The following is a 23375-nucleotide window of genomic DNA, read 5'->3' on the forward strand; positions in this document are numbered from 1 at the left end:
CAGGGTCCTGGGAGAGTAGGATGTTGCCAAGCCGACAAGCAGAGAAAGCACCCAGCGATGGGTGCTTTTTTGCATACATAAATTTCGATCCCAAAAAAGACCCGCGGCAATGGAGGCCGCGGGCGAAGGTAGTGTATACCGAACTGCCTTTAATCGGCATCCGACGTAAATGGCGGCGCGGCGGAGCTGGAACGGCGCTCGATTAATACGGTATCGATCGCGATCTTTACGGCGCCGCCGGATGGCGCTTCGATCGCTTCGGTCGCAAGCCGGACGGCGGAGCGAACCATCTTCTCCTTGTCCACGCGCACGGTCGTCAGCTCGGGAGAGACGATAACCGCTTCGGAGATATCGTCGAAGCCGATGACGGACACTTGTTCCGGCACGCGAATTCCAAGCTCCGCCAACGACTTCATCGCGCAGATCGCGATAAAATCGCTCTCGCAGAACAGGGCGGTCGGCAGCGGCTTTCCTTCGGTCCGCAAACGTTCGATCCCGTTCTTGAAAGAATCCTGCGCGGCGGGAACCATCGGGTCGACGGCAAACTCATGCTCCGACATAACCTCTATTCCCCATTCCCGCATCGCTTCGTCAAATCCCTTCCGGCGAGCGTCGAAGTTAGGGATCCGAACGTTCGACGCCACGTAGCCGATAGCCCGGTGTCCGGAACGGCACAGCCAATTCCCCGCTTGGTACCCGCCGAGCGGATTGTTCGTATACACGAACGGGATCGGCAGCGTCTCGAAGCAAGTATCCAAAACGACGAGCTTTGGCAGCCGCTCCGCGATGCGGGATAAGGTTCCTTTATCCAAATTAGTTCCCAGCAGAATAACGCCCCGTTCGGAATGAAGCTCCGCAATGGCTCGAAGATCCTCGTCGAAGCGTTCCATGTCGATGGCCGAAATGAGAAGAGGGAAGCCGCCGGCTCGCGAGCCTTGCTCCAGGAAGTGAATCAATTCGCGAAAAAAAGGCTGTCGGTCGTATTGGGAAGTGACGATGCCGGAGTTTGCGATGACCAAAAACAACAGAGCGGTCATTGCACGGTCACCGGAAGTATCCGCAACGACCTCCTGCGATTGCGCCCTCGTTCTCGGTTTATACCCTGCCCGTCCGGCGATGCTCAGAATGCGTTCCCGAGTCTCGTCCCCGATGCCCGGCTTGCCGTTGAAGGCAAGGGAGACGGCGGCTTTCGATACGCCGGCCAGTCTCGCGATATCTTCCATCTTCATGACAGCTACTCCTCGATTATTGTTAAGTTAAGTTTATACTGTTTAGTGAACCGGCGCAAGCAATATTGCGAACAGTTTAGTTTTGTTTAGTTAAAACCATTAAGGAAACGCTTAAATTCATGTATTGACGCTCAGATTTAGCGATGATAGGATGATTTTGAACCGAAAAACTAAATTAAATGCTAAACAAACTAAACAAATTACGATCGTAGGAGGCAATCAAGATGGGATGGCGAGTCATTGACGGTCGAACGGAGTACATGGTGAACCCATTGGGTTTGGACGAGAGGACGCCCCGCTTCTTCTGGAAGCTGCAATCGAACGATCGCGACGCTTCGCAATCCGCTTATCGCATTCTGGTCGCGTCATCGCCGGAAGCGCTTGGACGGGACGAAGGGGAGTTGTGGGATAGCGGCAAGGTCGCATCCGACCGGACGGCTCACGTCGCATATGAAGGCAAGCCGCTTCAGTCGGAGGGGAAATACTACTGGAAGGTCCGTTCCTGGAACCGGGGAGGGATCGCGTCGGATTGGAGCGAGATCAACTACTGGACGATGGGCCTCCTCTCCCGCGAGGAGTGGAAGGGAGCATGGATCGGCCGCAAAGCGGAGCCCAACGTGGAGCTTCAGCCTTCGCCCTACGTTCGCAAGGAGTTCCGCGTAGAAGGAGACATTCGCCGGGCGACGGTTTACGCGACAGCGCTTGGCCTGTATGAGCTGCGAGTCAACGGCCGAACGATTGGCGACAAGTTCGCTCCCGGCTTCACCGATTACGACAAGCGGGTGCAGACGCAAACTTTTGACGTAACGCCGTGGCTGACGGAAGGGGACAACGCCATCGGAGCCGTTCTCGGCGACGGCTGGTATTCGGGAACGGTCGGTTTTCTGGGCAATCACGTGTACGGCGAACGGCCTTTTTTCCTGCTCCAAATGAATATCGAATACGCGGACGGAAGGCGAGAGTCCGTCGCGACCGACGGCAGCTGGCGTACCGCCAAGGGACCGATCGTTTACTCCGACATGATCAAGGGAGAAACGTACGACGCGAGGCTCGAGCTGACGGGCTGGGATCGACCCGGCTATGACGATTCGGGCTGGGAACGGCCGGACGTTCGCGCGGGCTACAACGGTTTGTTGACCGCGACGATAGAGCCGCCGATTCGAGTGACCCAGACGTTGAAGCCGCTCTCGGTTCACAAGACGGAACAAGGTACTTATATTTACGATATGGGGCAAAACATGGTCGGTTGGACGGAGCTCAAGGTTCGAGGAGCGCGGGGAACCAAGGTGACGATTAGCCATGCCGAGATGCTGAATCCGGACGGCTCTCTGTATCTGGATAACCTGCGCGTCGCCGTTCAGCAGGAGCATTACATCCTGAAGGGCGAAGGCGAAGAGAGATATGAGCCGAGCTTCACGTTCCACGGCTTCCGCTATGTCGAGCTGATCGGCTACCCGGGCGAGCCGAATCTGGATACGATCGCAGGCAAAGTCGTTCATTCCGACACACGTCCGACAGGAAGCCTGCGGACGTCCGACCCCATGGTCAACCAATTGATATCGAACATCGCTTGGGGACAGCAGGGCAACTTCCTCTCGGTGCCGACCGACTGCCCGCAGCGGGACGAACGGCTGGGTTGGACGGGCGACGCCCAGATTTTTGCACGGACGGCTTCTTACAACATGGACGTGTCTCGATTCTTTGCGAAGTTCATGCAAGATATGATCGATTGCCAGCAGCCATCGGGCGCGTTCACCGACGTCGCCCCGGACGCGGGCTGGATCCGGCACAAGATGTGGAACACGAGGCTGAACTGGTTCGCGCCGGACAACGCCGGTTGGGGCGACGCGGGCGTCGTTATTCCGTGGACGCTTTACTTGATGTATGGAGATAAGCGAATTCTGGAAACTCACTACGAAGCGATGGTCCGTTGGGTGGAATATCTTCGGACGAACAGCACGGGATTGATCCGTCCCGACTACGCGAACTACGGCGACTGGCTGTCGATCGAAGCGGATACGCCGAACGAGGTGCTGGCGACGGCTTACTTCGCGTACAGCGCCAAGCTGCTCAGCCGGATCGCGGGAGCGCTCGGCAAGACGGACGACGAAGAGACGTACTCGCGGCTGCACGGGGATATCGCGGACGCCTTCCGCCGGGCATTCGTCTCGGAGGACGGCCGCATCCATGGCGGAACGCAGACGGTGTACGTGCTAGCTTTGCAATTCGGCCTGCTGACCGAACCGCTTCGGGAGCTGGCGATCCGGCATCTCGCCGAGGATATCGCTTCCCGCGGCGGGCGCTTGTCCACCGGCTTCCTCGGCGTCGGCTACCTGCTGCCCGCGCTGACGGACAACGGAAGGACGGATGTCGCGTACGGCCTGCTGACCCAGGAGGAGTTCCCGTCCTGGATGTATTCGATCAAGCACGGCGCGACGACGATCTGGGAGCGATGGGACGGCTGGACCGAGCATAACGGCTTCCAGACGCCTTCGATGAATTCCTTCAACCATTACTCGCTCGGTTCGGTCGGAGAGTGGATGTACCGCTATATGGCAGGCATCGAAGCCGATCCCAAGGCTCCGGGCTTCCGCCGCGCGATCATTCAGCCTCGTCCGGGCGGCCGGATCGCGTCGGTCGACGCCTCCTACGAGTCGCTATATGGCACTTACAAATCGTCCTGGACGCTGGATGCGGACGGAGCGTTCAAGCTTCGAGTCCTCATACCCGCGAACGCCGCCGCGACAATCCATGTTCCGGGGAACCGGATATCCATCGACGGGCAACCGGCCGCGGAAGGAACGTCGAGCTTCGAGCTCGGCTCGGGTTCGTATACGTTCGAGAGCCGGCTCCAATAATTGGCTATATGACGGTCTCTTGAAGCGGAATCCTAAGGAATGATATAAAGAGAAGAGAGATTGAACGCGTTTTCATGAGCAATTGCTAATCCCTTCAGGGGAGCGTCGCCTGCAGATCATCATTCGCGAGCAGAATTGTTCGGAGAGAGGGAGTAAAGCCTATGGGAACGAACGCCGGTCGATGGATAGTCGGGAGGGTTCGTTCTTGGTTCTCCCAGATCCGGACGACTCTGCTCTTTAGTTATTTTATCGTCATCCTTCTATGCATCGCATTGGTAGGCACGGCCTCCTTCTATATCTCCTACGAGACGATGGCCGAGCGGGTCGAATCGGCCGGATCGCAAATCACGGATCAGATCGAGAACAACGTCGACAACGACTTCCACAGCAAACGCAATCTTCTGCTCGCCCCCTACTACGACCAAGAATATATCGACGGAATCAACGCCTATTCCGAGATGAGCGCGGAGCAGAAGTTCCTGTTCCGCCAGGATCTCGTGAACCTCTATTTAAAAAGCTTCAACGCGACTCCGATCCGCGGCTTCAACCGGTTCCAAATCTATTACAGCACGGGCGAGCTGCTGGGCGCCTCCGACGATTACAAGCCGCGGGCCGAAGCGAGCGTTCGCCATTCCGATTGGTTCCTGCGCACGATAGCCGCCGACGGCGGGGTTTACTTCATGGGCCGAAGCGATGGCGAAGGAGGCGAGGATGCCGATAACACGGCCTACTCGTCGTCCATTCTGATTCGCGACTTCTCCAACCCGGAGAGATTTATCGTGGTCCGGGTCGAGTATAACGACGAGCTGTTCCGGACGATCGGGCGGAGCGACGACCTGACGGCCGGCAGCCAGATCGTCGTTCTCGACCAGAACAGCAAGCCGGTGTACGCCTCCGGAAGCCTGCTCGGCAACGACGCGGCGGAATCGGAGCTCGTCGAAAGGACCAACGGGCCAAAGGGCAAATTCTGGTTCGAGAGCGGTGGCGAGGACATGCTCGTGACCTATACCCGATCGGACTATTCGAATTGGAAAATCGTGCTCGTCATGCCGAGAAGCGAGATCTTCGGTCCGCTCGACCGCATCAAGACGACCGTTCTCTATACCGCTCTGGTCGCGTTCGCGTTTACTTTTCTCCTGTCCGTCCTGTTCGGAAGAAGCATCACGAAGCCGATCCTCAACCTGTACAAGACGGTCAACCGGCTGAAGCGCGGGGATTTCTCCGAACGGGTGGCGGTCGGCCCGAACAACGAGATCGGGCGGATCGCCATGAACTTCAACGCCATGCAGGACGAGCTGCAGACGCTGATCGAGACGAAGTACGTCAACCAGATCAAGCTGCAGGAGGTCGAGCTCAAGATGCTCTATTCGCAGATCAATCCCCATTTTCTCTACAATACGCTCGATAGCATCCGCGCCATGTCGGACTACTACAAGGTCGGCGAGATCGGGGAGATGGCGCAGGCGCTCGCGGACATGTTCCGCTACAATACGAGGAACCGCGACGAGGTCGTCACGCTGCAGGAGGAGCTGGAGCAGATCGAAGCCTATATGAAAATACAAAGTATCCGCTTCGACGATAAAATCGTCTTCGAGCAGGACATCGAGGAGGAGCTTTATGCCTTTCCCGTGCTCAAGATGACGCTTCAGCCGCTCGTCGAGAACGCCGTCTTTCACGGCATCGAGCGCAAGCGCGGAAAAGGAACGATCCGCATCTCGGCCCGCAGGGAGAAGGAGGGCGTTCATCTCGCCGTCTCGGACGACGGGGTCGGCATCTCCGAGGCTCACTTGAACGAACTGAGGGCGACGCTGAACTGGCAGCTGCACCGCGAGCGGTGGCCGGACTCGGCCTCGGAAGGAGGCATCGGCGTGCGCAACGTCTATACGCGTTACGCGATCCGCTTCGGCGAGCGCATGTCGCTGCGGATCGACAGCAAGAAGGGAGCGGGCACCCGGATCACGCTCATTCTGCCGGACGAAGAGGATTCCGCTCTGCCGCCGGCAAGGTCGGAATATTCAACATAAATGGTCGTTTTCGTGAATGGGAGACAAGAAAGCGCTTCCCTATAATCGAATTGTAAGCGATTACTAGATGAAGGGGTTGCTCGAATGAGGAAGACGAGAGCGTTCGCATCAATCACGGTCCTTGCCGTCAGCGCGGCGGTTCTGGCCGCTTGCGGAAGCAGCGGCGACAATAACGGAGGCAGCGTATCCTCCCCGTCCGCAAGCGGGGCATCCGGCTCCAAGCCGGCCAAGGATCCGGTTACGCTAACCTTCGTTATCTCGAATACGGAAGACACGACGCCGTTCACGAAGCTTTTCGAAGCCTACGAGGAGAAGACGGGCAACAAGGTCGAGCTTCAAGCGCTGCCGGGCGGCGATTACGACAACCTGATCAAAACGCGGTTCTCCACGGGAGACTTCCCGGATCTGTTCCTTATGCAGCCGGGAACGAAGCAATACGTGAAGCTGAGAGCGGACGAAACGCTGCACGAATGGTCGAACGAGGCCGGCGTGTGGGACAACGTGATCGATTCCATCAAGCAGGCCCAAGTGGAAGCGGATAAGATCTACGGAGTTCCTTACGGATCGACGGGCATGATGGGCGTGTTCTATAACAAGGACGTCTTCTCCAAGGCGGGAGTCAATCCGCCGGCGAATTATGCGGATCTGATCGAGATCGCGAAGAAGATCAAGGCGGCGGGCGTCACTCCGTTCTACGAGGGAGTCAAGGACGCCTGGCCTCCCCAAGTGTTCTACTACACCGGCTGGGTGACGCAGGTCGACCCGGCGATCGGCGACGAGGGCGTGGCCAAGCTTAACTCGAACGAGCTGAAGCTGTCCGACATCGCGGAGCTGAAGGACCTGTTCGCGAAGCAGAAGGAGCTGAAGGAGCTCGGCTTGTACCAGGACAACGTCATGTCGGGAACTTACGACGAGCTGCAGAACGAATTCGGCGAAGGCAAGGTGGCGATGACGTTCATGCTGGACGGAGTCGTCTCCCAGCTCGAGAAGAAGTTCGGCAAAGACTTTGTCTCGAACAGCGTAGGATTCTTCCCGTTCCCGTCCGCGACGGATACGGGCACGGCGATGATTACGCCTCCAAACCAACTCATGGTGCCGGAGAAAGCGAAGCATGCGGCCGAAGCGATCGAGCTCGTGAAGTTCATGCTCGAGCCGGAGAGCGTCGACCTGTTCTATGCCAACAAGCCGGGAATTCCGATCTTCAAGGGAGCGACGAGCGAGCTTTATCCTCTCCAAGAGGACGTTAAGAAATACATCGACGAAGGCAAGTCCAAGGTCAACATCCAGAACCGCCTGACCCCTTCCTTCGTGGACTTCTCCAAGACGCTGCAGAACTTCTTCCTCGACGGCAACATCGACAAGGCGATCAAGGAATTCAGCGACAACTACCAGAAGGACGGCAAAGCGAAGGTGCTCCCGGGCTTCTAAGTCGTCAAAGTCGTCTAAGTCGTCAAAGTCGTCATGTAAGGCAAGCCGGCGCAGGTCGTCCGTCCCGGAGAGATCCGGGGCGGGACGCTACCTCGCGGCCGCCGGTGCCAAGGAGGGGACCCCATGGAGAGACGCAAATACCCGATTTATTTTTCCTTTCCCGCGTTATCCGTATTTCTTCTGTTCTTCATCGCTCCGACCTTGATCGGGGTCTACTACAGCTTCACCGACTGGAACGTCAACGCCGATTCGATTCGATTCATCGGGCTGGACAATTACAAGGCACTGTTCGGGGAACCGAGACTCGGCAAGGCCTTGTCCAATACATTGATCTTCGCCGCCGCGGTGACGCTGCTCCAGAACGCGGTCGGACTCGGGCTGGCGCTGCTCATGAACGAAGCGATCCGGATGCGCAACCTGTACCGCACGGTGTTCTTCATGCCGTACGTGATCGCCCCGATCGTCATCGGCTACGTGTTTCGGGCCATCTATCATCCGGAGCACGGCATCGTGAACGAGGCGCTCGGCTGGATCGGGCTCGGCTCGCTGGGCCAGGACTGGCTGAACGATCCTAAGTGGGCCCTGTTCTCCATTATCGTAACGGACATTTGGCGGGTAGCCGGCTTCGCTATGGTCGTCTACCTGGCGGGCCTGCAGTTCATCCCGAAGGATCTCACCGAGAGCGCTTCGATCGACGGAGCCGGCTATTGGCGCCGGTTCCGGCACATCGTTTTCCCGCTGCTGGCCGCTTCGTTCACCGTTAACGTGCTGCTGTCCGTCATCGGCTCGATGAAGGTGTTCGAGATGGTCATGGTTCTCACCGACGGCGGGCCGGGCTATACGACGGAAGTGTTCTACACCTACATCCGCAGCACGTTCAGCTTGGGGCAAATGGGGTACTCGACGGCGATCAACCTGATGCTGTTCGTCCTCGTGACGGTCGTCGGGGTTCCGGTACTGATGGCCTTGAAGAAGAGGGAGGTGGAGATGTAATGAAGCAGACGGGCCAAAAAACGCTCGCGAGCGTCATCGTCTTCCTCGGGGCCTTGGTCATTCTGGTGCCGTTCTACATGATTCTCGTCAACTCCTTCAAAGGGATTCGGGAATCCGCCTTGTTCGGGATGGGGCTGCCTTCGGAGTGGAACTTCGACAACTATAAGGAAGTGTTCGACAAAGGCAACATCCTGAGGGGCTTCAAGAACAGCTTCCTCATCTCGGGACTCGTCGTCGTCTGCGTGACGCTGTTCGCTTCGATGGCGGCGTTCGTCATCCAGCGGCGGGACGACCGGTTCATGAGAACGGCTTATCTCACCTTCATCATGGGGCTGATCGTGCCCGTGTCGATCGTCCCGACGATCCGGCTGATGGGCGACCTGCACATTCGCGGAACCTACTTCAGCCTCGTCATGTACTACACGGCCGTGCTTTTGCCATTCGCGGTGTTCCTGCTCGTCGGCTTTATGAAGCAGATCCCGCGGGAGCTCGACGAAGCGGCGCTGCTCGAGGGCTGCGGCTACTTCCGGCTGTACTGGCGAATCGTTCTGCCGCTGCTCGTTACCGTGCTCGTTACCGTCACGATCGTCGTCATGGTGTCGGTATGGAACGACTTCTTCGGACCTTTCTACCTCATGACGGACAGCACCAAGTGGACGATCGTCCTTCAAATCTTTAATTTCGTTTCTTTGTACAACACGAATTGGGGCATCGTTTTCGCCTTCATGGTCATCGTCATCGCTCCGATTCTGCTCGTTTACCTGCTGCTTCAGCGCTACATTATCGACGGTTTGACGGCGGGCTCGGTCAAGGGCTGACGTAAGGTTGGTAAAAAGGGACGGGGCTGCTAGAGGGACGATACTTTCGATTTTAAGGGGGGCTCGGCGGCATGCGCAAAGTTCTCGTGGTCGACGACGAGAAATGGATCCGGCGCGGGCTCATTCAGCTCATCCCGTGGGAGCGGTTCGGACTGGAGCTGGCGGGAGAGGCGGCGGACGGCCAGGACGCCTACGAGCTCGCGCTCGAGGCGAAGCCCGACCTGATGTTCCTAGATATGAGGATGCCCGGGCTCGACGGCAAGCAGCTTCTCGGGAAGCTGCGCGAAGAGCTGCCGGAGCTGCTGACGATCGTCGTCAGCGGCTACTCCGACTTCGAATACACGAAGGAAGCGATCATCCACCGGGCGTTCGATTATTTGCTGAAGCCGGTGAAGAAGGAGGAGCTCGCTTCGGTACTGGAGAAGTCGCTTGCCGAGCTGGAACGGCGCGAGGCGCAGAAGGCTTCCGTTCCCGAAGCCGGCGACCGGGAAGGCGGCTGGCTGCGCGCCGCGCTGACGAGTCGCGCGGGCGGCGATTCGGCGGAGGGAGAGGAAGCGAAGCCTCCGCCGGGATGGGCGGAAGGAGAATGCGTCGTGTTCGTCGCCCGGGAGGATGCCTACCGCGAAGATCGGCCCGACGCGGCGAAGGTAGCGGAGGCGGCGCGCGCGCGGCTCGAGCAGGCGCGGGCTTTCCATCTGGGCGGCGACTGGACGTTCGCGCTGACGTCCGGGCCGGACGGCCGGGCCGAGCTGGTCGGCGCGATCGGCTCGAAGCGCCCCTTCGGCGGAGAACTCGACCGCTTGCTGACGGAGATCCGCGGTTTGCTGAGCGCAGCCGCCGGGGCGACGCTCAGCTTGGGAGCGGGCGGCTCGGCGAGCCTGCGTCCGCCTCATCTGCAAGAGGCCTGCCGCGCGGCGCGGGAAGCGCTCGGCGGCCGGAAGCTGGGCGAGCCCGGGACGGTTCGGCTTGCGAACGAGGGCGGGCCGGCTTCCGCCGCTGCGCCTTATCCGCAAGAGGCGGAGAAAGCGTTTCTCTTGGCGCTTCAGATGGGAAGCGGCAAATCGGCGATCGAGCAGTTCCGCCGGGTATTCGAGGACATCGCGACGGCTGATACGACGGTCGAAGGAATGCAGAGAAGCGCCGCGATGCTCGTCCATTCGATCGAGAAGCAGCTTCAGCTCGCGGGCTGCAGCCTCGAGAGCGTCAGCGGCCGCTCTCCTCTTGCTTACACCGAGATGATCCGGCAGCGCGGCGACCGAGCTTCCGTAAGCGGGCTGTTCGAGCGGGAGATCCTTCCCGCCATTCTGTCGAGCGGCTGCCAGACGGGGGGCAAGCAGGGGGATCGCCTCGTTAGGGAGGTCCAACAGCTGGTGGAAGCCCACTTCGACCAGGCGCTGTCGCTTCACCAGATCGCCGAGACGCGCTTCGTCCATCCGGATTACCTGAGCCGCTTGTTCAAGAAGACGACGGGCCGCACGTTCGTCGACTACCTGACGGATTACCGCATTCATAGATCGATCGAGCTGATGAAGAATCCCGCCTACAAAAATTACGAAATCGCGAAGAAGGTCGGCTACGACGACTACCGGTACTTCAGCCAGATTTTCAAGAAGAAAACGGGCAAAACGATCGGGGAGTTCCGGGGCACGACCGAATGCGCGAGCCAATAAAAGGAGAGAACCCGCAATGACACGACGACTGATTCCCGACACGCTGACGCTGGAGGAGAGAGCCGGGCATGCGCTAAGCGCGATGGCCGGCATGGCCGATCCGGAATATGGCGGCATCCCGTTCTTCGCGGCGAACCTGATGAACGACCCCGCCAACCTGACGCACGGGGACTGGGACTACGGCTCCTCGCACGGGCGCATGGTCGACGGAATGATTCTGGCGCGGCACATGTCCGGGGAGACGTACGGGGCGGAGACGGAGCAGCGCTACCGCGACAACCTGATGACCTTCTTCAAGGAAGACGGGCTGAGCTACCGCCAAGAGAACCCGAACTTCGGCTGGGAGCCGAACGCGAACCTGATCGACCAGCGCGCGGTCATCCTGTCGCTGACGACCTGGTACATGGCGACGGGAGACGCGAAGGTGAAGGAGGCGGCCGACCGCCATGTCGCCGCGTTGAAGAGGATCGCGATCAAAGAGCGCGAGGTGTGGTACTATCCGGCGTCTGAATACAAGGAGGGCGGTTGGCCGTCCGCGAACGCGATGCTGCTGCGGCTCGCTCCCGATCCGGCGGCCTTCTGCGGGCGTCTCGTCATGCCGCTGCTGAAGTACCACGAGCTGACATCGAGCCGCGACGCGTTCGAGCTGTGCCAGTTCTTCGTCGCGCTGATCGTGGAGCGCAGCGGCGTGTTCAACAAGGACGGCAGCTTCAACGACGCGCTCGCTTACCGCAGCGGGCACTTCCACACCCGTCTGGGCACGCTGGACGCGATCGCGAGATTCGGCGCCTTCACCGGGGACGCCTCGCTGATCGCGTTCGTGGAGAAGAGCTATGCCTGGGCGCTGACGCAATGCACCGCCTTCGGCTGGACGCCGGGCGACATGAAGGAGCAGGCTTACGAGCACGAGACGTGCTCCCTCGTCGACCTGATCTCCACCGGCATCACGCTCGCGAAGAGCGGCTACTCCAAGTATTGGGGCACGGTCGAGAGATTCATCCGCAACCATCTGACCGAGTCGCAGCTGCTCGAGCTCGATTGGGTGAAGGAGACGGACGATCGGTCCCTCAACGTGGCCGGCCGCATCAGCTATACGAACGTGGCCGCCAGCACGCGAGGAGCGTTCGCCGGGTATTCCGCGCCGAACGACTTCTGCTGCGACGTGAACCACGGCCGCGGGCATACGAACGATTTGCAAATCTGCTGCCTGGGCTCGGGAACGCGCGGCCTCTTCATGGGATGGAGCAACACGGTGACCGAGAAGGACGGCAAGATAAGCGTCAACTTCCTGCTCAATCGCGGCTCGGTCTGGCTGGACGTGGAGTCGTACTTGCCTCACGAAGGCAAAGTCGTGCTTCGCGTGAACAAGGACCTCCCTTCGCTGCAGGTTCGCATTCCGGAATGGGCGGGCTTCGCCAAGGTCCGCATTCTCCGCGAGCGGAACGGGACCGTTACCGAGGGACGCGGCTCGGAGCCGAGCCGTTGGGTCAAAGAATGCTTCCTGCAGCTGAACGAGGCGTTCGCGGGAGAGACGATCACGATCACGTTCCCGCTGTCCGTGCGGACGACGGTGGAGACGGCCATCGGCCAGACGTTCGTGACCGAATGGCGCGGAGACGACGTCGTCGGCATTACGCCGCGCGGCACGAAGCATCCGTTCTATTCCGGACGCCGCGTCTATGACGCCGCCCCTATGCGCGAGGGGGATCTCCGCCGGATCGAGAACGAGTTCGTATGGTAAAGGAGGAGAGCGAACGATGAAAACGGTCGTTGCCGTATATACGGGCCAAGGCTTGGCCGACCCGCTGAAGAAGGTATTCCTGGAGCTGCTGCCGAACGTAAGGCTCGTCAACATTATCGACGACAGCCTGATCGGCGACGTCGTGAAGGCGGGGCGCGTCCCGCCGGGGGTCGCGAGAAGGCTCGTGCAGTACTATCATAACGGCGAAGAGCTGGGCGCGGACGTCATCCTGAATACGTGCTCGTCCGTCGGGGAAGTCGCGGACGACGCCCGCAAGCTGATCGGCATCCCGATCGTCAAGATCGACGAGGCGATGGCGGCGAAGGCGGCCGCCGCCTATGATCGGATCGCGGTGCTGGCGACGCTGCCTTCGACGCTCGAGCCGACGATGAGGCTGATCGAGAAAGAGGCCGCGGCGGCGGGAAGGGCCGTCGCGCTGGTGAACGGCCTCGCCGCCGGAGCGTTCGAGGCGCTGAACGGCGGACGCCCGGAGGAGCACGACCGTCTCGTTCTGGAGACGGCGGAGCGGGTCGCCGGCGAAGCGGACGCGATCGTGCTCGCCCAGGGCTCGATGGCCCGGATGGAGAGCCAACTGGCCGAAGCGACGGGCAAGCCGGTGCTGTCGAGCCCGCGGCTCGGCGTCCTGCAGGTGCGCGAGGTGCTGGAGAGGCTCGCACGCGGCGAGGAGGTTGCGCGATGAGCGGCGCCGGGAGCGGGAATCCGACCGGAGGTTCTGCGGCGGGGATTCCGCACGCGGGTCCGCAAATCGGCGCGAGTGTCGGAGCGGGTACCGATGCGGGTGCCGGCGCAGGCGCGGGACGCGTCGTCGCGGAATACTTCGTCGAGACGCCATGGACGCTCGCGCGCGCGGCGGAGGTTATCGCGGGCGAGCAGTCCACCGGCACCTTCACCGCCGTTCCGGGGGAGACGGCCTTGCTGAAGGAGCGCCATGGAGCGCGGATCGAGCAAATCGTTCCGCTGGAGGAAGCTCAGGCTCCGCTTCTTCCCGGGGCGAAGCTTCCTCGGGATCACGACGGACGCTACCGTCGCGGGAGAATCGCGGTATCCTATCCGATCGTCAACTTCGGCCCGTCGATTCCGAACCTGATGAGCGCGATCGCGGGCAATCTGTTCGAGCTGCGGGAGCTGTCCGGCTTGAGGCTGCTCGATATCGAGCTGCCCGACGCCTTCGCCCGGCGCTACCCGGGGCCGAAGTTCGGCCTCGCCGGAACCCGCCGGCTGACCGGCGTATACGGCCGGCCCATCCTCGGCTCGATCGTCAAGCCGAGCGTCGGCTTGTCGGCCGAAGAGCTGGGCAGCCTCGTCTACGAGCTGGCCGTCGCCGGCCTCGACTTCATCAAGGACGACGAGCTGAACGCGAGTCCCCCTTATTTGCCCCTGGAACGAAAGGTCCGGGCGGTCATGGACGCGATCGAGCGGGCGGCGGACGCCACGGGCAAGAAGACGATGTACGCGTTCAACATTACCGGGGACATCGACGAGATGCGCCGCCGTCACGACGCCGTCGTCGAAGCGGGCGGCAACTGCGTCATGGCGAGCGTCCTGAGCATCGGCTTCGCGGGGCTCGCGCACTTGAACGGCTACAGCGAGGTGCCGATTCACGCGCACCGCAATCAATGGGGCATGCTGACCCGCAGTCCGGGACTCGGCATGGAATTTACCGCCTTCCAGAAGCTGTGCCGCCTGGCCGGGGCGGATCATCTGCACGTGAACGGGCTGAACAGCAAGTTCTACGAGAGCAACGAATCGGTCGCGAGCTCGATTCAGGCATGCGCGCGCCCGCTGTTCGGCGGCTACGAGACGGTGCCGGTCGTCTCATCCGCGCAATGGGCGGGCTCGGCTCCGGCCACGTACGAGGCGATCCGCAGCGTGGACGTGATGCATCTCGCGGGCGGGGGCATGCTCGCCCATCCAGACGGCCCGGCCGCCGGCTTCGAATCGATGCGCCAAGGCTGGGAAGCGGCAGCTAGGGGCATTCCGCTCGAGCAATACGCGGCGAATCATCCCGAGCTGGCCCGCGCGATCGAGAAATACGGAAAGGGCTGAGACGACATGATCTTGCGGGATCGAATCGACGAAGGAGGGGGCCGCGCCAAGCGGCCCCTCATCGCTTATTACGGAGACGACTTCACCGGCTCGACGGACGTGCTCGAGGCGCTGTTCCGGCAAGGGCTGCGGACGGCGCTGTTCCTGGATCCTCCCGATGAAGACGGGCCGTCCGGCTCCGCGAGGCACGAGCTGCTTGACGGGCTCGACGCGTTCGGGATCGCCGGGGTCGGCCGCTCTTTGTCGCCGGAAGAGATGGAGCGGGAGCTGCCTCCTATCTTCGAGAGCTTGAAGCAAGCCGGCCCGGCCATCGTTCACTATAAAATCTGTTCCACGTTCGACTCGTCGCCGGGCACGGGAAGCATCGGCAAGGCGGCGGAGCTTGGCCGCTCTATATTCGGCGGGCGCTTCGTTCCGGTTCTCGCGGGAGTGCCCTATCTCGGTCGCTATACGGTGTTCGGGCATCATTTCGCGGCGGCGCCGGGCGGAGAGGTGTTCCGGCTGGACCGCCATCCGACGATGTCGCGGCATCCCATAACGCCGATGGACGAATCCGACTTAAGGAAGCAACTCGCGAGACAGACATCGCTGAAGTCGTCCCTGCTGGACATCGTCGCGCTGGATGGCACCGCAGCCGAGGCCGGCGAACGGCTGGAGCGGGTCGTAAGCGGGGAGGAGCCCGATGTGGTCCTGTTCGACGCGCTCGACGAGAGGCGGCTTGCCGTCGCGGGAGAGCTGATTTGGCAGGAGGCGCGGAAGAAAGGAGACGGGCTATTCGCGATAGGCTCCTCAGGCATAGAATACGCGCTTGGGGCGGCATGGCGGGCTTCGGGCGAGCGGACGTCATCCGGCTTGGACCAAGAAGAGAAGAAGCAGCGGCCAGCGAAGCCGGTCGATCGCCTGCTCGTCGTGTCGGGAAGCTGCTCGCCCGCGACCGCGAGGCAGATCGCAGAGGCGGAGGCGGACGGCTTCGCGCCGATCCGCGTGCCGACGCTTGAGCTGATCCGCCCCGAGTGGGCGGAGGAGGCGAGGGCGAGGCTGCTCGCGGAAGCGAAGGAGCGGCTCGACGAAGGCCGCAGCGTGATCTTGTATTCGGCCAGCGGACCGGACGATCCGAGCATCGGAACGCTGCGGCAGGCGCTGGCCGAGCAAGGGCGGCGGCCGGAGGACAGCAGCCGCCTGCTCGGAACGGAGCTCGGCGGGCTCGCGCGCTCGCTGGCCGTTCAGGCGGGCCTTACGCGGATTCTTATAGCGGGAGGCGATACGTCCGGCTACGTCACCCGCGCACTGGGCGTTTACGCGCTCGAATGCCTCCGGACGCTGGCGCCGGGCGCGCCGCTCTGCCGCGCTTATTCGGACGACGCGGAGCTCGACGGGATCGAGCTGGTGCTGAAGGGCGGTCAAGTCGGGGGCGAGCGGTTTTTCGATCTGGTGAAGAGAGGCGGAGGAGTGGCCGATGAATAAAACGAGAATTGATCTTCTCAAGCGGACGCCGTCGTCTATCCCGCCCGATTGGGCGAACCCGGACGTGCTGGAGAGGAACACGGAGCCTCCCCGCGCCGACCTGATTCCTTACGGCGGGACGGACGACGCGATGGCGGGCGAGCGCGAGCGCTCGCCTTACTTCATGCTGCTTAACGGCGATTGGAGGTTCCTCTATGCCGAATCGCCGGCCGGAGTGCCGGCGGAATCCGAGCGTGCCGACTACGAGGACGAGGGCTGGGATACGCTCCCGGTTCCGTCGAACTGGCAGATGCACGGTTACGGTACCCCTCACTATTCGAGCTGCCCGTATCCTTTTCCCATCGATCCCCCGCGCGTTCCCGCGAATAATCCGGTCGGCTGCTATCGCACCTCGTTCTCCATTCCCGCAGGGTGGGAGGGGCGAAGCGTCCGGCTGCTGTTCGAAGGAGTCGATTCGGCGTTCCACGTCTGGTTGAATGGGAGCTTCGTCGGCTATGGGCAAGGCAGTCACTTCACGACCGAGTTCGACGTTACGGCCTCGTTTCGTCCCGGTTCGAATCTGCTGGCGGTCCGCGTCTATCAATGGTCGGACGGGAGTTATCTGGAGAGCCAGGACAAGTGGCGCCTCAGCGGGATTTTCCGGGACGTGTATCTCGTTACTCTTCCGCCTGTCACGATGCTGGACGCTTTCGTGAACACGCGCTGGAAGCCGGACGGCGAGACGGCCGAGCTGGACGTCACTCTGCAAGCCGCAAACGTAATGGGCAATACGGAACGTTCCTGCCGAATCGAAGCCCTGCTGCTGAACCCGGAAGGGAACGTCGCGCTGAAGGCCGATCTGCCTTTATCGTCCCCCATAGCTCCGGGCGAATCCCGCGAGCTGCGCTTGCGCGAAGCCGTCGCTTCCGCCAGGCCGTGGACGGCGGAAACGCCAACGTTATACGTCCTATTATTGAAAGTGTTCGACGAGAAAGGCGCGTTGGCGGAGGTCAAACGGATCGCGGTCGGCTTCCGGGACATCCGGATCGAAGGGGGGCGCCTGCTCGTGAACGGCAGCCCCATTATCGTCAAAGGGGTCAACCGCAACGAATTCGATTCTCGGAGCGGCTTCGCCATTTCGAAGGAATCGATGCTCAAGGACATCCTGCTGATGAAGCGGCATAACGTCAACGCGGTTCGGCTGTCCCATTATCCGAACGATCCGAGATGGCTCGACCTCTGCGACCGCTTCGGCCTGTATGTCATCGACGAGACGGACCTGGAGACGCACGGGTTCCATTTTGTCGGCGACGAAGGTTATTTGGCCAAACGGCCGGAGTGGAGAAAGGCGTTCGTGCAGAGGGCGAGGAGGCTCGTGGAGAGAGACAAGAACCATCCGTCGGTTCTCGTATGGTCGCTCGGCAACGAGTCCGGTTACGGGCCGAACCACGACGCGATGGCGGAGTGGGTCCGGCAAGCGGACAAGACGAGGCCGATTCATTACGAACGCGCCTACGACGCCCCGGTCGTCGACATCGTCAGCAGCATGTACCCGGCCGTCGGGACGATTATCGAAGAGGGGCTCAAGGACGATCCGAGGCCGTACCTGATGTGCGAATTCGGTCACTCGATGGGCAACTCGACCGGCAACCTGAAGGAGTATTGGGACGCGATCTACGAGTATCCCCGTTTGCTGGGGGGATTGATCTGGGAATGGGCGGACATGGCGCTCGAAGCTCCGGCGACGGCTCGCGCAGCGGTTCCCGCAACGGTTTCCGATACGGTTTACCTGTACGGCGGTGATTTCGGAGACGCGCCGCACAGCGGTCCGTTTTGTCTGGACGGGCTTCTCTTCCCGGACCGGACTCCGAAAGCTTCTTTGCTCGAATACAAGAAGGCGATCGAGCCGGTCAAGGCCGCGTCCTGGAACGGGGAGACGGGAGAGCTCGTTCTGGAGAACCGATACGACTTCCTTACGTTTGAGCATTTGGAAGGCGAATGGACGCTGTTTCGCGACGGAGAGCCGCTAAAGAGCGGGGAGTTGCCCCTCCTTCGGACGCCGCCCGGAGAAAGGGAGCCGATCCGGCTCGCTTCGAAGACGGAGCTGCCGACGGAGCCGGGCGAATACTGGCTAAGGGTTCGCTTCGTTCTCCGAGAGCAGACTCCGTGGGCCGAACGCGGCTTCGAAGTCGCGTGGGAGGATTTGCCCTTGGGCCGCGTAAAAGCGAAGGAGCGGGCAACGCCCGTTCCGCATCCTCCCGAGCCCGAGATCAAAGCCGAAGCAGGGTCCTCCGCGCGGCTAGCGGTCATCCGGGGAGAGGGCTTCGAGTTCCTCTTCGACACGGCGAAGGGGACGCTGGCAAGCTGGAAGATAGACGATAGAGAGCTCTTGCTGTCCGGACCGACGGTGAACCTCTGGCGCGCCCCGGTAGACAACGACGTGCATCTGGCGAAGGAGTGGATCGCGGCCGGTTACGACCGGCTCGTTCCCGATCTAAGGCACGCCTCGCTCGTACGGCTGGAAGAGAGCGGAACGGTTCGCTTCCGCACCGAGTTCGCGCTCGGAGCCAAAGGGGAAGCCATGTCGTTCCGGGCTCGACTCGATTATACAGTGAACGGAGCGGGGGAGCTGCTGCTCGAGGCGGAACTCGAGGCGCTGCGGACCGGTCTTCCGCCGCTTCCGCGCTTCGGCTTGGAGCTGCGGCTGCCCCGCGAGTTGGATCGGCTCTTCTGGTTCGGCCGCGGGCCTCACGAATGCTACGTCGACAGGAAGGAGAGCGGCAAGCTCGGCATCTACGGCGGATCGGTCGCGGAGCAGTTCGTGCCCTATATCAAGCCGCAGGAGAACGGGAACAAGGCGGATACGCGCTGGGTCCGCATCGAAGGCGCCGATGGTTTCGGGCTTCGGGCCGAGGCTGCCGGGCCGCCGATGAACGTAAGCGCGCACCATTACGAGATCGACGAGCTTGCAAGAGCCAAGCATGTTCACGAGCTGACGCCGGCCGGCGAGACGATCCTCAAGTTGGACGCCGCCCAGAGCGGGCTCGGCAATCATAGCTGCGGCTATGCCCCGACGCTGGAGAAATACCTGCTGCCCGCGTCGGAACGGAGGCTCTTCTCGGTCGTCCTAACCGGCATCCATCCCGCATCCGAACAAAAATGAGAATTTCTTTATGTAAGAACGGGCCGCATAAGCGTTAGAGATGCCTCCGTGGTGGTTATATAGGAGAAGAGGGCGATACTCGTCGCCTTACATCTTCAGTTTTCAGGAGGCTATTATGAAACTTAAAAAATCGCTGTTTGTCCTTTTTGCTTTAGCGCTGATGCTCGTGGGGGCCGGCTGCGGCAACAACAACAACAATACTAACGGCAACGGAGTAGACGATACGACGCCGGTGCCGACGGAGTCGAGCGTTCCGACCGAATCCGCGCCTGCGACGACGACGACTCCGTAACCTTCCGAATCCGCCGCACGCTCGCATGGGCGCTCCGGCGGATTTTTTATGGTTACTTCAATGTTAAATTTTCATAAATCAGACAAAAATATCTTTATTCCTCCAAACATTCGTTTATAGTTATGGATAGAATGACCTAGTCATTTATTCCTATGGTGGAGGATGAGAGATGTACACGTATGTCTTGTTCGTGCATTTGATCGCGGCGGTTATGGGATTGGGCGCGGCCTTCGGGTTTCCTATCGTCGCCAAGAGCGCCAAGACGGTCAGCCAAGCGAAATTCGTATTGAACCTGCTGCAGAGGCTGGAGATTCTTCCGAAGGTCGGGAGCGTTTTGCTGCTGATTTCGGGCATCGTAATGGGAATACTCGAGACCTGGCTTTTCCAAGAGGCGTGGTTTATCGGTTCCATCGTCATCTACCTCGCGGTCCAGTTTATCGTCGCCGGCCTGCTTCCCAAGAACATGAAGAAGCAGCTTGAGGTTCTGGAAGGAGCCGTAGGAGAGGAACTGCCGGAATCGTACAAGGCGCTCGGCAAGCAATCCGCGAAGTATGAAGGCATCTCTCATCTTGCCGCTTTCGTGTTGATTCTGCTTATGGTTTTTAAGCCGTTCTAACTCATACATAGATCTATACATAGTTAAGGGAGCCGTTAGGGCTCTCTTTATTTTTATTAGGCTAACTCGTGACAATTAGCGCAATTTATTCCGTTGACAGGCTATCTGCAGCGCGCGATGATAAGGGGAGAAATCCCATTACCGGAGGTATGAACAATGACGATGCAATCGGATGTCGTGAAAATAAGAGGGGAGCTTCGCCGCGCGAAAGAGCAGATGAAGCGCAATCGGTTGACGGTCGGCTTCATCGGAGGTTCCATCACGGACGGACGTCCCGGACATAATTGGCCGGAGCCCATCACCCGCTGGCTGGCCGATCGGTTCCCGGAAGCCAGATTCACGGTGGAGAACGCGGGAATCGGCGCGACGGGAAGCGATCTCGCGGCATTCCGCGCGAAGCGCGACCTGATCGATCCGGGCTGCGACCTCGTCTTCGTGGAGTTCGCGGTCAACGATTGGGAGGTGCCGACGGAGCGCCGGAACAAGACTCGCGAGGGGCTTCTTCGCCAGCTTCTGGCGGACGGCAAGCGGGATGTCGTCCTCGTCTATACGTATAATCAAGACATGTACGAAGACATGATGAACGACCGAGTTCCGCCCAGCATCGCGGAATTCGAAGCTCTGGCCGAACATTACGGGCTGAGCTCGGTTTGGATGGGCAAACATGCCCTGAACGAGGTCAGAAGAGGGCTTCTTCAATGGGAAGAATGGCTTCCGGACGGGCTTCATCCGACTCAGCGCGGAAGCTTCAGCTACGGGACAAGCGTCATCGGGTTTTTGGAGCAAGAGCTTTTGACGGAAGGCGGATCCGCATCCGCGAAGACGAACTCGGGCGTGCTTCCGGTACCGCTGGACCAAGGCCATTGGCAGAACGTTCGATTCGTCCCGTTCGACGATATTCGAACGGAAGGTCCATGGACCGTACGCCGCTGGGTCAATCTGCAATGGATCGATCATTCCTTGTCTACCTTCGCCGTAGGCTCCAAGCTCGGCTTCGACTTCGAGGGGACGGTTCTGGCGCTGGCCTTCGACTTCGGGAAGCGTTCGGCGGAATTCCGTTACCGGGTGGACGGAGGAGAATGGAAGATTTCCAACCGAGAGCGTCCGGATTGGTGCGGGCCGAGCGGTTGGCTTAAGCTGGAGGTCCTTTACGACGATCTCCCTCCGGGCAATCACGTCTTCGAATTGGAAGTCGTGCACGGCAGCCGTCCGGATTGCGGGGGCACGAACTTCGATTTGGCTTTCGTAGGGGTTGTTTAAACGCGTTGGAGCGATGCTTTTCTGAAGAAGCCGTATCGTTCTGGCGCGGCTTTTTTGCCGTGTGATCTCCTGCCTTGACTTGAAGCGACCTCCAAGCCCATAATCCAAATGGATTAGACATGTTTGCCAAGCCGGCACTGGAGATTGAGCCTATGTTCAAAATCGGTTTCCGAACGATCAAAACGGCGGTAGGGGTCAGCGTATCGGTTCTTATCGGAGAATTGCTAGGGCTGCAAAATTTCGCGTCCGCGGGCATCCTCACCTTGCTGTGCATCCAGAAGTCGCGCAAAAAATCGATTCACGCGGCGGTCAGCCGGTTTTTCGCTTGCTTGAGCGGGATGTTTATCTCCACCGGGATTTTCGAGCTGATCGGCTATGAGGCGTATTCTTTTCTCGCGGTGCTTCTGCTCTTCATTCCGCTTCTGGTCCGTTTCAAATTCCAAGAGGGCATCGCGAGCAGCGTCGTTATCATGATGCACATTTATATGCACGGCAAGGTCGAGGCTTCGTTTTTCCTGAACGAGTTTCTGATCGTCGTCATCGGCCTGGGGGTTGCGCTGCTCGTCAATTGGTACATGCCCAGCATCGATCGGGTGCTGATCAAGCATCAAGAGGAGACGGAGAGGCTTACCAGCGCCATTCTTCTCGAGATCGCGAAGTATTTGAAGAGCGGCTACACGCTCTGGGACGGGAAAGAGCTGCTGCTACTCGAGGACACCCTGAACAAGGCCAGATCCGTTGCGGCGCTCGATGCCGAGAACCATCGCACGTTGGATAAACGGAACGATTATGGGTTATACTTCGAGAACAAGCGGCGGCAGTATCACCTGCTGGAGAGAATGCTTCCGATGGTTTCGCGGATTACGGCGCAGATGGAGCAGAGCAATCGGATCGGCGACTTCGTCATTCAGTTAAGCGAGCAGCTTCGCCACCCGAACAAGTCGGATGAATTGAACGACAAGCTGCGCGCCATCCGCGAGTATCATAAGCAGCTTCCTCTTCCGGAGACCCGCGAGGAGTTCGAGAACCGGGCCAGCCTGTTCACGATGGCGAACGAGCTGGAGCGATTTATCGATACATTATAGTGGCGTAAAACAGCGGCGAAAAAAGTGCTCATGAGCAGGGCGTAACGGAAGTGGATAAGAGAGAAAGCGAGATGGAAGAACATTCCTGTTGCGTTCTCTCTTTCGTTTATGGTACATTATTTCTCGCGCCGCTGAAGCGAATGCGACCGACAAGCTCCAAGATCATCGGTAAGACGACAACTTGGAAAACATTGTGGGTTGCAAGCGAAGGCGGAATGCGGTAAGATGTAATTCCTGCTTCGGTAACGGGGCAGCGAGTTAAAAGAATAGAATCGTTAAGATTCGACTTGTTCCTTGAAAACTGAACATCGAGCGTAATGAAATAAAGTCGAGCAGGAGCTTCGGTTCTTGCGAGACAAACCAGCAGTACAGAACGAGCCTTCAAGGTTCTTCAGATGTTGGACATTTTGACTCTCGGGATTTCCTCTGGAAACCCTGCCGTCAAAAGTCCTTTTATGGAGAGTTTGATCCTGGCTCAGGACGAACGCTGGCGGCGTGCCTAATACATGCAAGTCGAGCGGATCTTCTTAAGTAGCTTGCTACTTAAGAAGGTTAGCGGCGGACGGGTGAGTAACACGTAGGCAACCTGCCCATAAGACCGGGATAACATTCGGAAACGAATGCTAAGACCGGATACGCAGAATTGGGGCATCTCGATTCTGGGAAACACGGTGCAAGCTGTGGCTTA

Annotated in this window: 16 protein-coding genes and 1 rRNA gene; 16 read left to right on the forward strand and 1 reads right to left on the reverse strand. The window is 60.0% G+C overall.

The features are described 5' to 3' along the window. Nucleotides 1-149: 149 nt before the first annotated feature. Nucleotides 150-1229, reverse strand: coding sequence for a LacI family DNA-binding transcriptional regulator (locus tag H7B67_RS13255; protein ID WP_185120327.1), 1080 nt, complete (start codon nucleotides 1227-1229; stop codon nucleotides 150-152). A gap of 224 nt (nucleotides 1230-1453) precedes the next feature. On the opposite strand from H7B67_RS13255, the gene H7B67_RS13260 reads away from it, so the two are divergent. From H7B67_RS13260 to H7B67_RS13335, 16 genes are all read left to right on the forward strand, one after another. Beyond that, entirely contained in the window at nucleotides 1454-4087 is a 2634-nt protein-coding gene (locus H7B67_RS13260) for an alpha-L-rhamnosidase (RefSeq protein WP_185120328.1), read from the forward strand. A gap of 161 nt (nucleotides 4088-4248) precedes the next feature. After that, complete coding sequence (locus tag H7B67_RS13265; RefSeq protein ID WP_185120329.1) at nucleotides 4249-6111, forward strand: cache domain-containing sensor histidine kinase; 1863 nt, start codon at nucleotides 4249-4251, stop codon at nucleotides 6109-6111. Nucleotides 6112-6195: 84 nt separating this feature from the next. Continuing rightward, nucleotides 6196-7539, forward strand: a complete 1344-nt coding sequence (locus tag H7B67_RS13270) for an ABC transporter substrate-binding protein (protein ID WP_185120330.1) — start codon at nucleotides 6196-6198, stop codon at nucleotides 7537-7539. 123 nt (nucleotides 7540-7662) lie between these two features. Beyond that, nucleotides 7663-8532 carry a carbohydrate ABC transporter permease gene (locus H7B67_RS13275; protein ID WP_185120331.1) on the forward strand — a complete coding sequence of 290 codons (870 nt, stop codon included), beginning with the start codon at nucleotides 7663-7665 and terminating at the stop codon, nucleotides 8530-8532. Next, entirely contained in the window at nucleotides 8532-9350 is an 819-nt protein-coding gene (locus H7B67_RS13280) for a carbohydrate ABC transporter permease (RefSeq protein ID WP_185120332.1), read from the forward strand. Before H7B67_RS13275 ends, H7B67_RS13280 begins: the two co-directional genes overlap by 1 nt. Before the next feature lie 71 nt (nucleotides 9351-9421). After that, nucleotides 9422-11020: a response regulator transcription factor gene (locus H7B67_RS13285; RefSeq protein WP_185120333.1), complete on the forward strand. Its 1599-nt coding sequence runs from the start codon at nucleotides 9422-9424 to the stop codon at nucleotides 11018-11020. 16 nt (nucleotides 11021-11036) lie between these two features. After that, nucleotides 11037-12761, forward strand: coding sequence for a glycoside hydrolase family protein (locus H7B67_RS13290; protein WP_185120334.1), 1725 nt, complete (start codon nucleotides 11037-11039; stop codon nucleotides 12759-12761). Nucleotides 12762-12777: 16 nt separating this feature from the next. Next, a complete protein-coding gene (locus H7B67_RS13295; protein WP_185120335.1) occupies nucleotides 12778-13461 on the forward strand; it encodes an aspartate/glutamate racemase family protein in 684 nt (227 codons plus the stop codon). After that, nucleotides 13458-14828 carry a ribulose-bisphosphate carboxylase large subunit family protein gene (locus H7B67_RS13300; protein WP_185120336.1) on the forward strand — a complete coding sequence of 457 codons (1371 nt, stop codon included), beginning with the start codon at nucleotides 13458-13460 and terminating at the stop codon, nucleotides 14826-14828. The genes H7B67_RS13295 and H7B67_RS13300 overlap by 4 nt, the downstream gene beginning before the upstream one ends. A gap of 6 nt (nucleotides 14829-14834) precedes the next feature. Next, complete coding sequence (locus H7B67_RS13305; protein ID WP_185120337.1) at nucleotides 14835-16292, forward strand: four-carbon acid sugar kinase family protein; 1458 nt, start codon at nucleotides 14835-14837, stop codon at nucleotides 16290-16292. Beyond that, the gene (locus tag H7B67_RS13310) at nucleotides 16285-19434 is read left to right on the forward strand and encodes a glycoside hydrolase family 2 TIM barrel-domain containing protein (protein WP_185120338.1); all 3150 of its coding nucleotides are present in this window, start codon (nucleotides 16285-16287) and stop codon (nucleotides 19432-19434) included. Before H7B67_RS13305 ends, H7B67_RS13310 begins: the two co-directional genes overlap by 8 nt. Nucleotides 19435-19549: 115 nt before the next feature. After that, entirely contained in the window at nucleotides 19550-19726 is a 177-nt protein-coding gene (locus tag H7B67_RS13315) for a hypothetical protein (protein ID WP_185120339.1), read from the forward strand. A 169-nt stretch (nucleotides 19727-19895) separates the two neighbouring features. After that, nucleotides 19896-20342, forward strand: coding sequence for a DUF2269 family protein (locus tag H7B67_RS13320; protein WP_185120340.1), 447 nt, complete (start codon nucleotides 19896-19898; stop codon nucleotides 20340-20342). Nucleotides 20343-20498: 156 nt separating this feature from the next. After that, nucleotides 20499-21602, forward strand: coding sequence for an SGNH/GDSL hydrolase family protein (locus tag H7B67_RS13325; protein WP_185120341.1), 1104 nt, complete (start codon nucleotides 20499-20501; stop codon nucleotides 21600-21602). A gap of 152 nt (nucleotides 21603-21754) precedes the next feature. Next, nucleotides 21755-22687, forward strand: a complete 933-nt coding sequence (locus H7B67_RS13330) for an aromatic acid exporter family protein (RefSeq protein ID WP_185120342.1) — start codon at nucleotides 21755-21757, stop codon at nucleotides 22685-22687. Between the two features lie 452 nt (nucleotides 22688-23139). After that, a 16S ribosomal RNA gene (locus tag H7B67_RS13335) occupies nucleotides 23140-23375 on the forward strand; the annotation flags it as partial.

It is taken from the genome of Cohnella thailandensis (assembly GCF_014212135.1).
Lineage (GTDB): Bacteria > Bacillota > Bacilli > Paenibacillales > Paenibacillaceae > Cohnella > Cohnella thailandensis.

Excerpts from the sequence above, each read along its gene's own strand:
- H7B67_RS13255 (WP_185120327.1), bottom strand. The coding sequence starts at position 1,229 with ATGAAGATGGAAGATATCGCGAGACTGGCCGGCGTATCGAAAGCCGCC.
- H7B67_RS13260 (WP_185120328.1), top strand. The coding sequence starts at position 1,454 with ATGGGATGGCGAGTCATTGACGGTCGAACGGAGTACATGGTGAACCCA.
- H7B67_RS13265 (WP_185120329.1), top strand. The coding sequence starts at position 4,249 with ATGGGAACGAACGCCGGTCGATGGATAGTCGGGAGGGTTCGTTCTTGG.
- H7B67_RS13270 (WP_185120330.1), top strand. The coding sequence starts at position 6,196 with ATGAGGAAGACGAGAGCGTTCGCATCAATCACGGTCCTTGCCGTCAGC.
- H7B67_RS13275 (WP_185120331.1), top strand. The coding sequence starts at position 7,663 with ATGGAGAGACGCAAATACCCGATTTATTTTTCCTTTCCCGCGTTATCC.
- H7B67_RS13280 (WP_185120332.1), top strand. The coding sequence starts at position 8,532 with ATGAAGCAGACGGGCCAAAAAACGCTCGCGAGCGTCATCGTCTTCCTC.
- H7B67_RS13285 (WP_185120333.1), top strand. The coding sequence starts at position 9,422 with ATGCGCAAAGTTCTCGTGGTCGACGACGAGAAATGGATCCGGCGCGGG.
- H7B67_RS13290 (WP_185120334.1), top strand. The coding sequence starts at position 11,037 with ATGACACGACGACTGATTCCCGACACGCTGACGCTGGAGGAGAGAGCC.
- H7B67_RS13295 (WP_185120335.1), top strand. The coding sequence starts at position 12,778 with ATGAAAACGGTCGTTGCCGTATATACGGGCCAAGGCTTGGCCGACCCG.
- H7B67_RS13300 (WP_185120336.1), top strand. The coding sequence starts at position 13,458 with ATGAGCGGCGCCGGGAGCGGGAATCCGACCGGAGGTTCTGCGGCGGGG.
- H7B67_RS13305 (WP_185120337.1), top strand. The coding sequence starts at position 14,835 with ATGATCTTGCGGGATCGAATCGACGAAGGAGGGGGCCGCGCCAAGCGG.
- H7B67_RS13310 (WP_185120338.1), top strand. The coding sequence starts at position 16,285 with ATGAATAAAACGAGAATTGATCTTCTCAAGCGGACGCCGTCGTCTATC.
- H7B67_RS13315 (WP_185120339.1), top strand. The coding sequence starts at position 19,550 with ATGAAACTTAAAAAATCGCTGTTTGTCCTTTTTGCTTTAGCGCTGATG.
- H7B67_RS13320 (WP_185120340.1), top strand. The coding sequence starts at position 19,896 with ATGTACACGTATGTCTTGTTCGTGCATTTGATCGCGGCGGTTATGGGA.
- H7B67_RS13325 (WP_185120341.1), top strand. The coding sequence starts at position 20,499 with ATGACGATGCAATCGGATGTCGTGAAAATAAGAGGGGAGCTTCGCCGC.
- H7B67_RS13330 (WP_185120342.1), top strand. The coding sequence starts at position 21,755 with ATGTTCAAAATCGGTTTCCGAACGATCAAAACGGCGGTAGGGGTCAGC.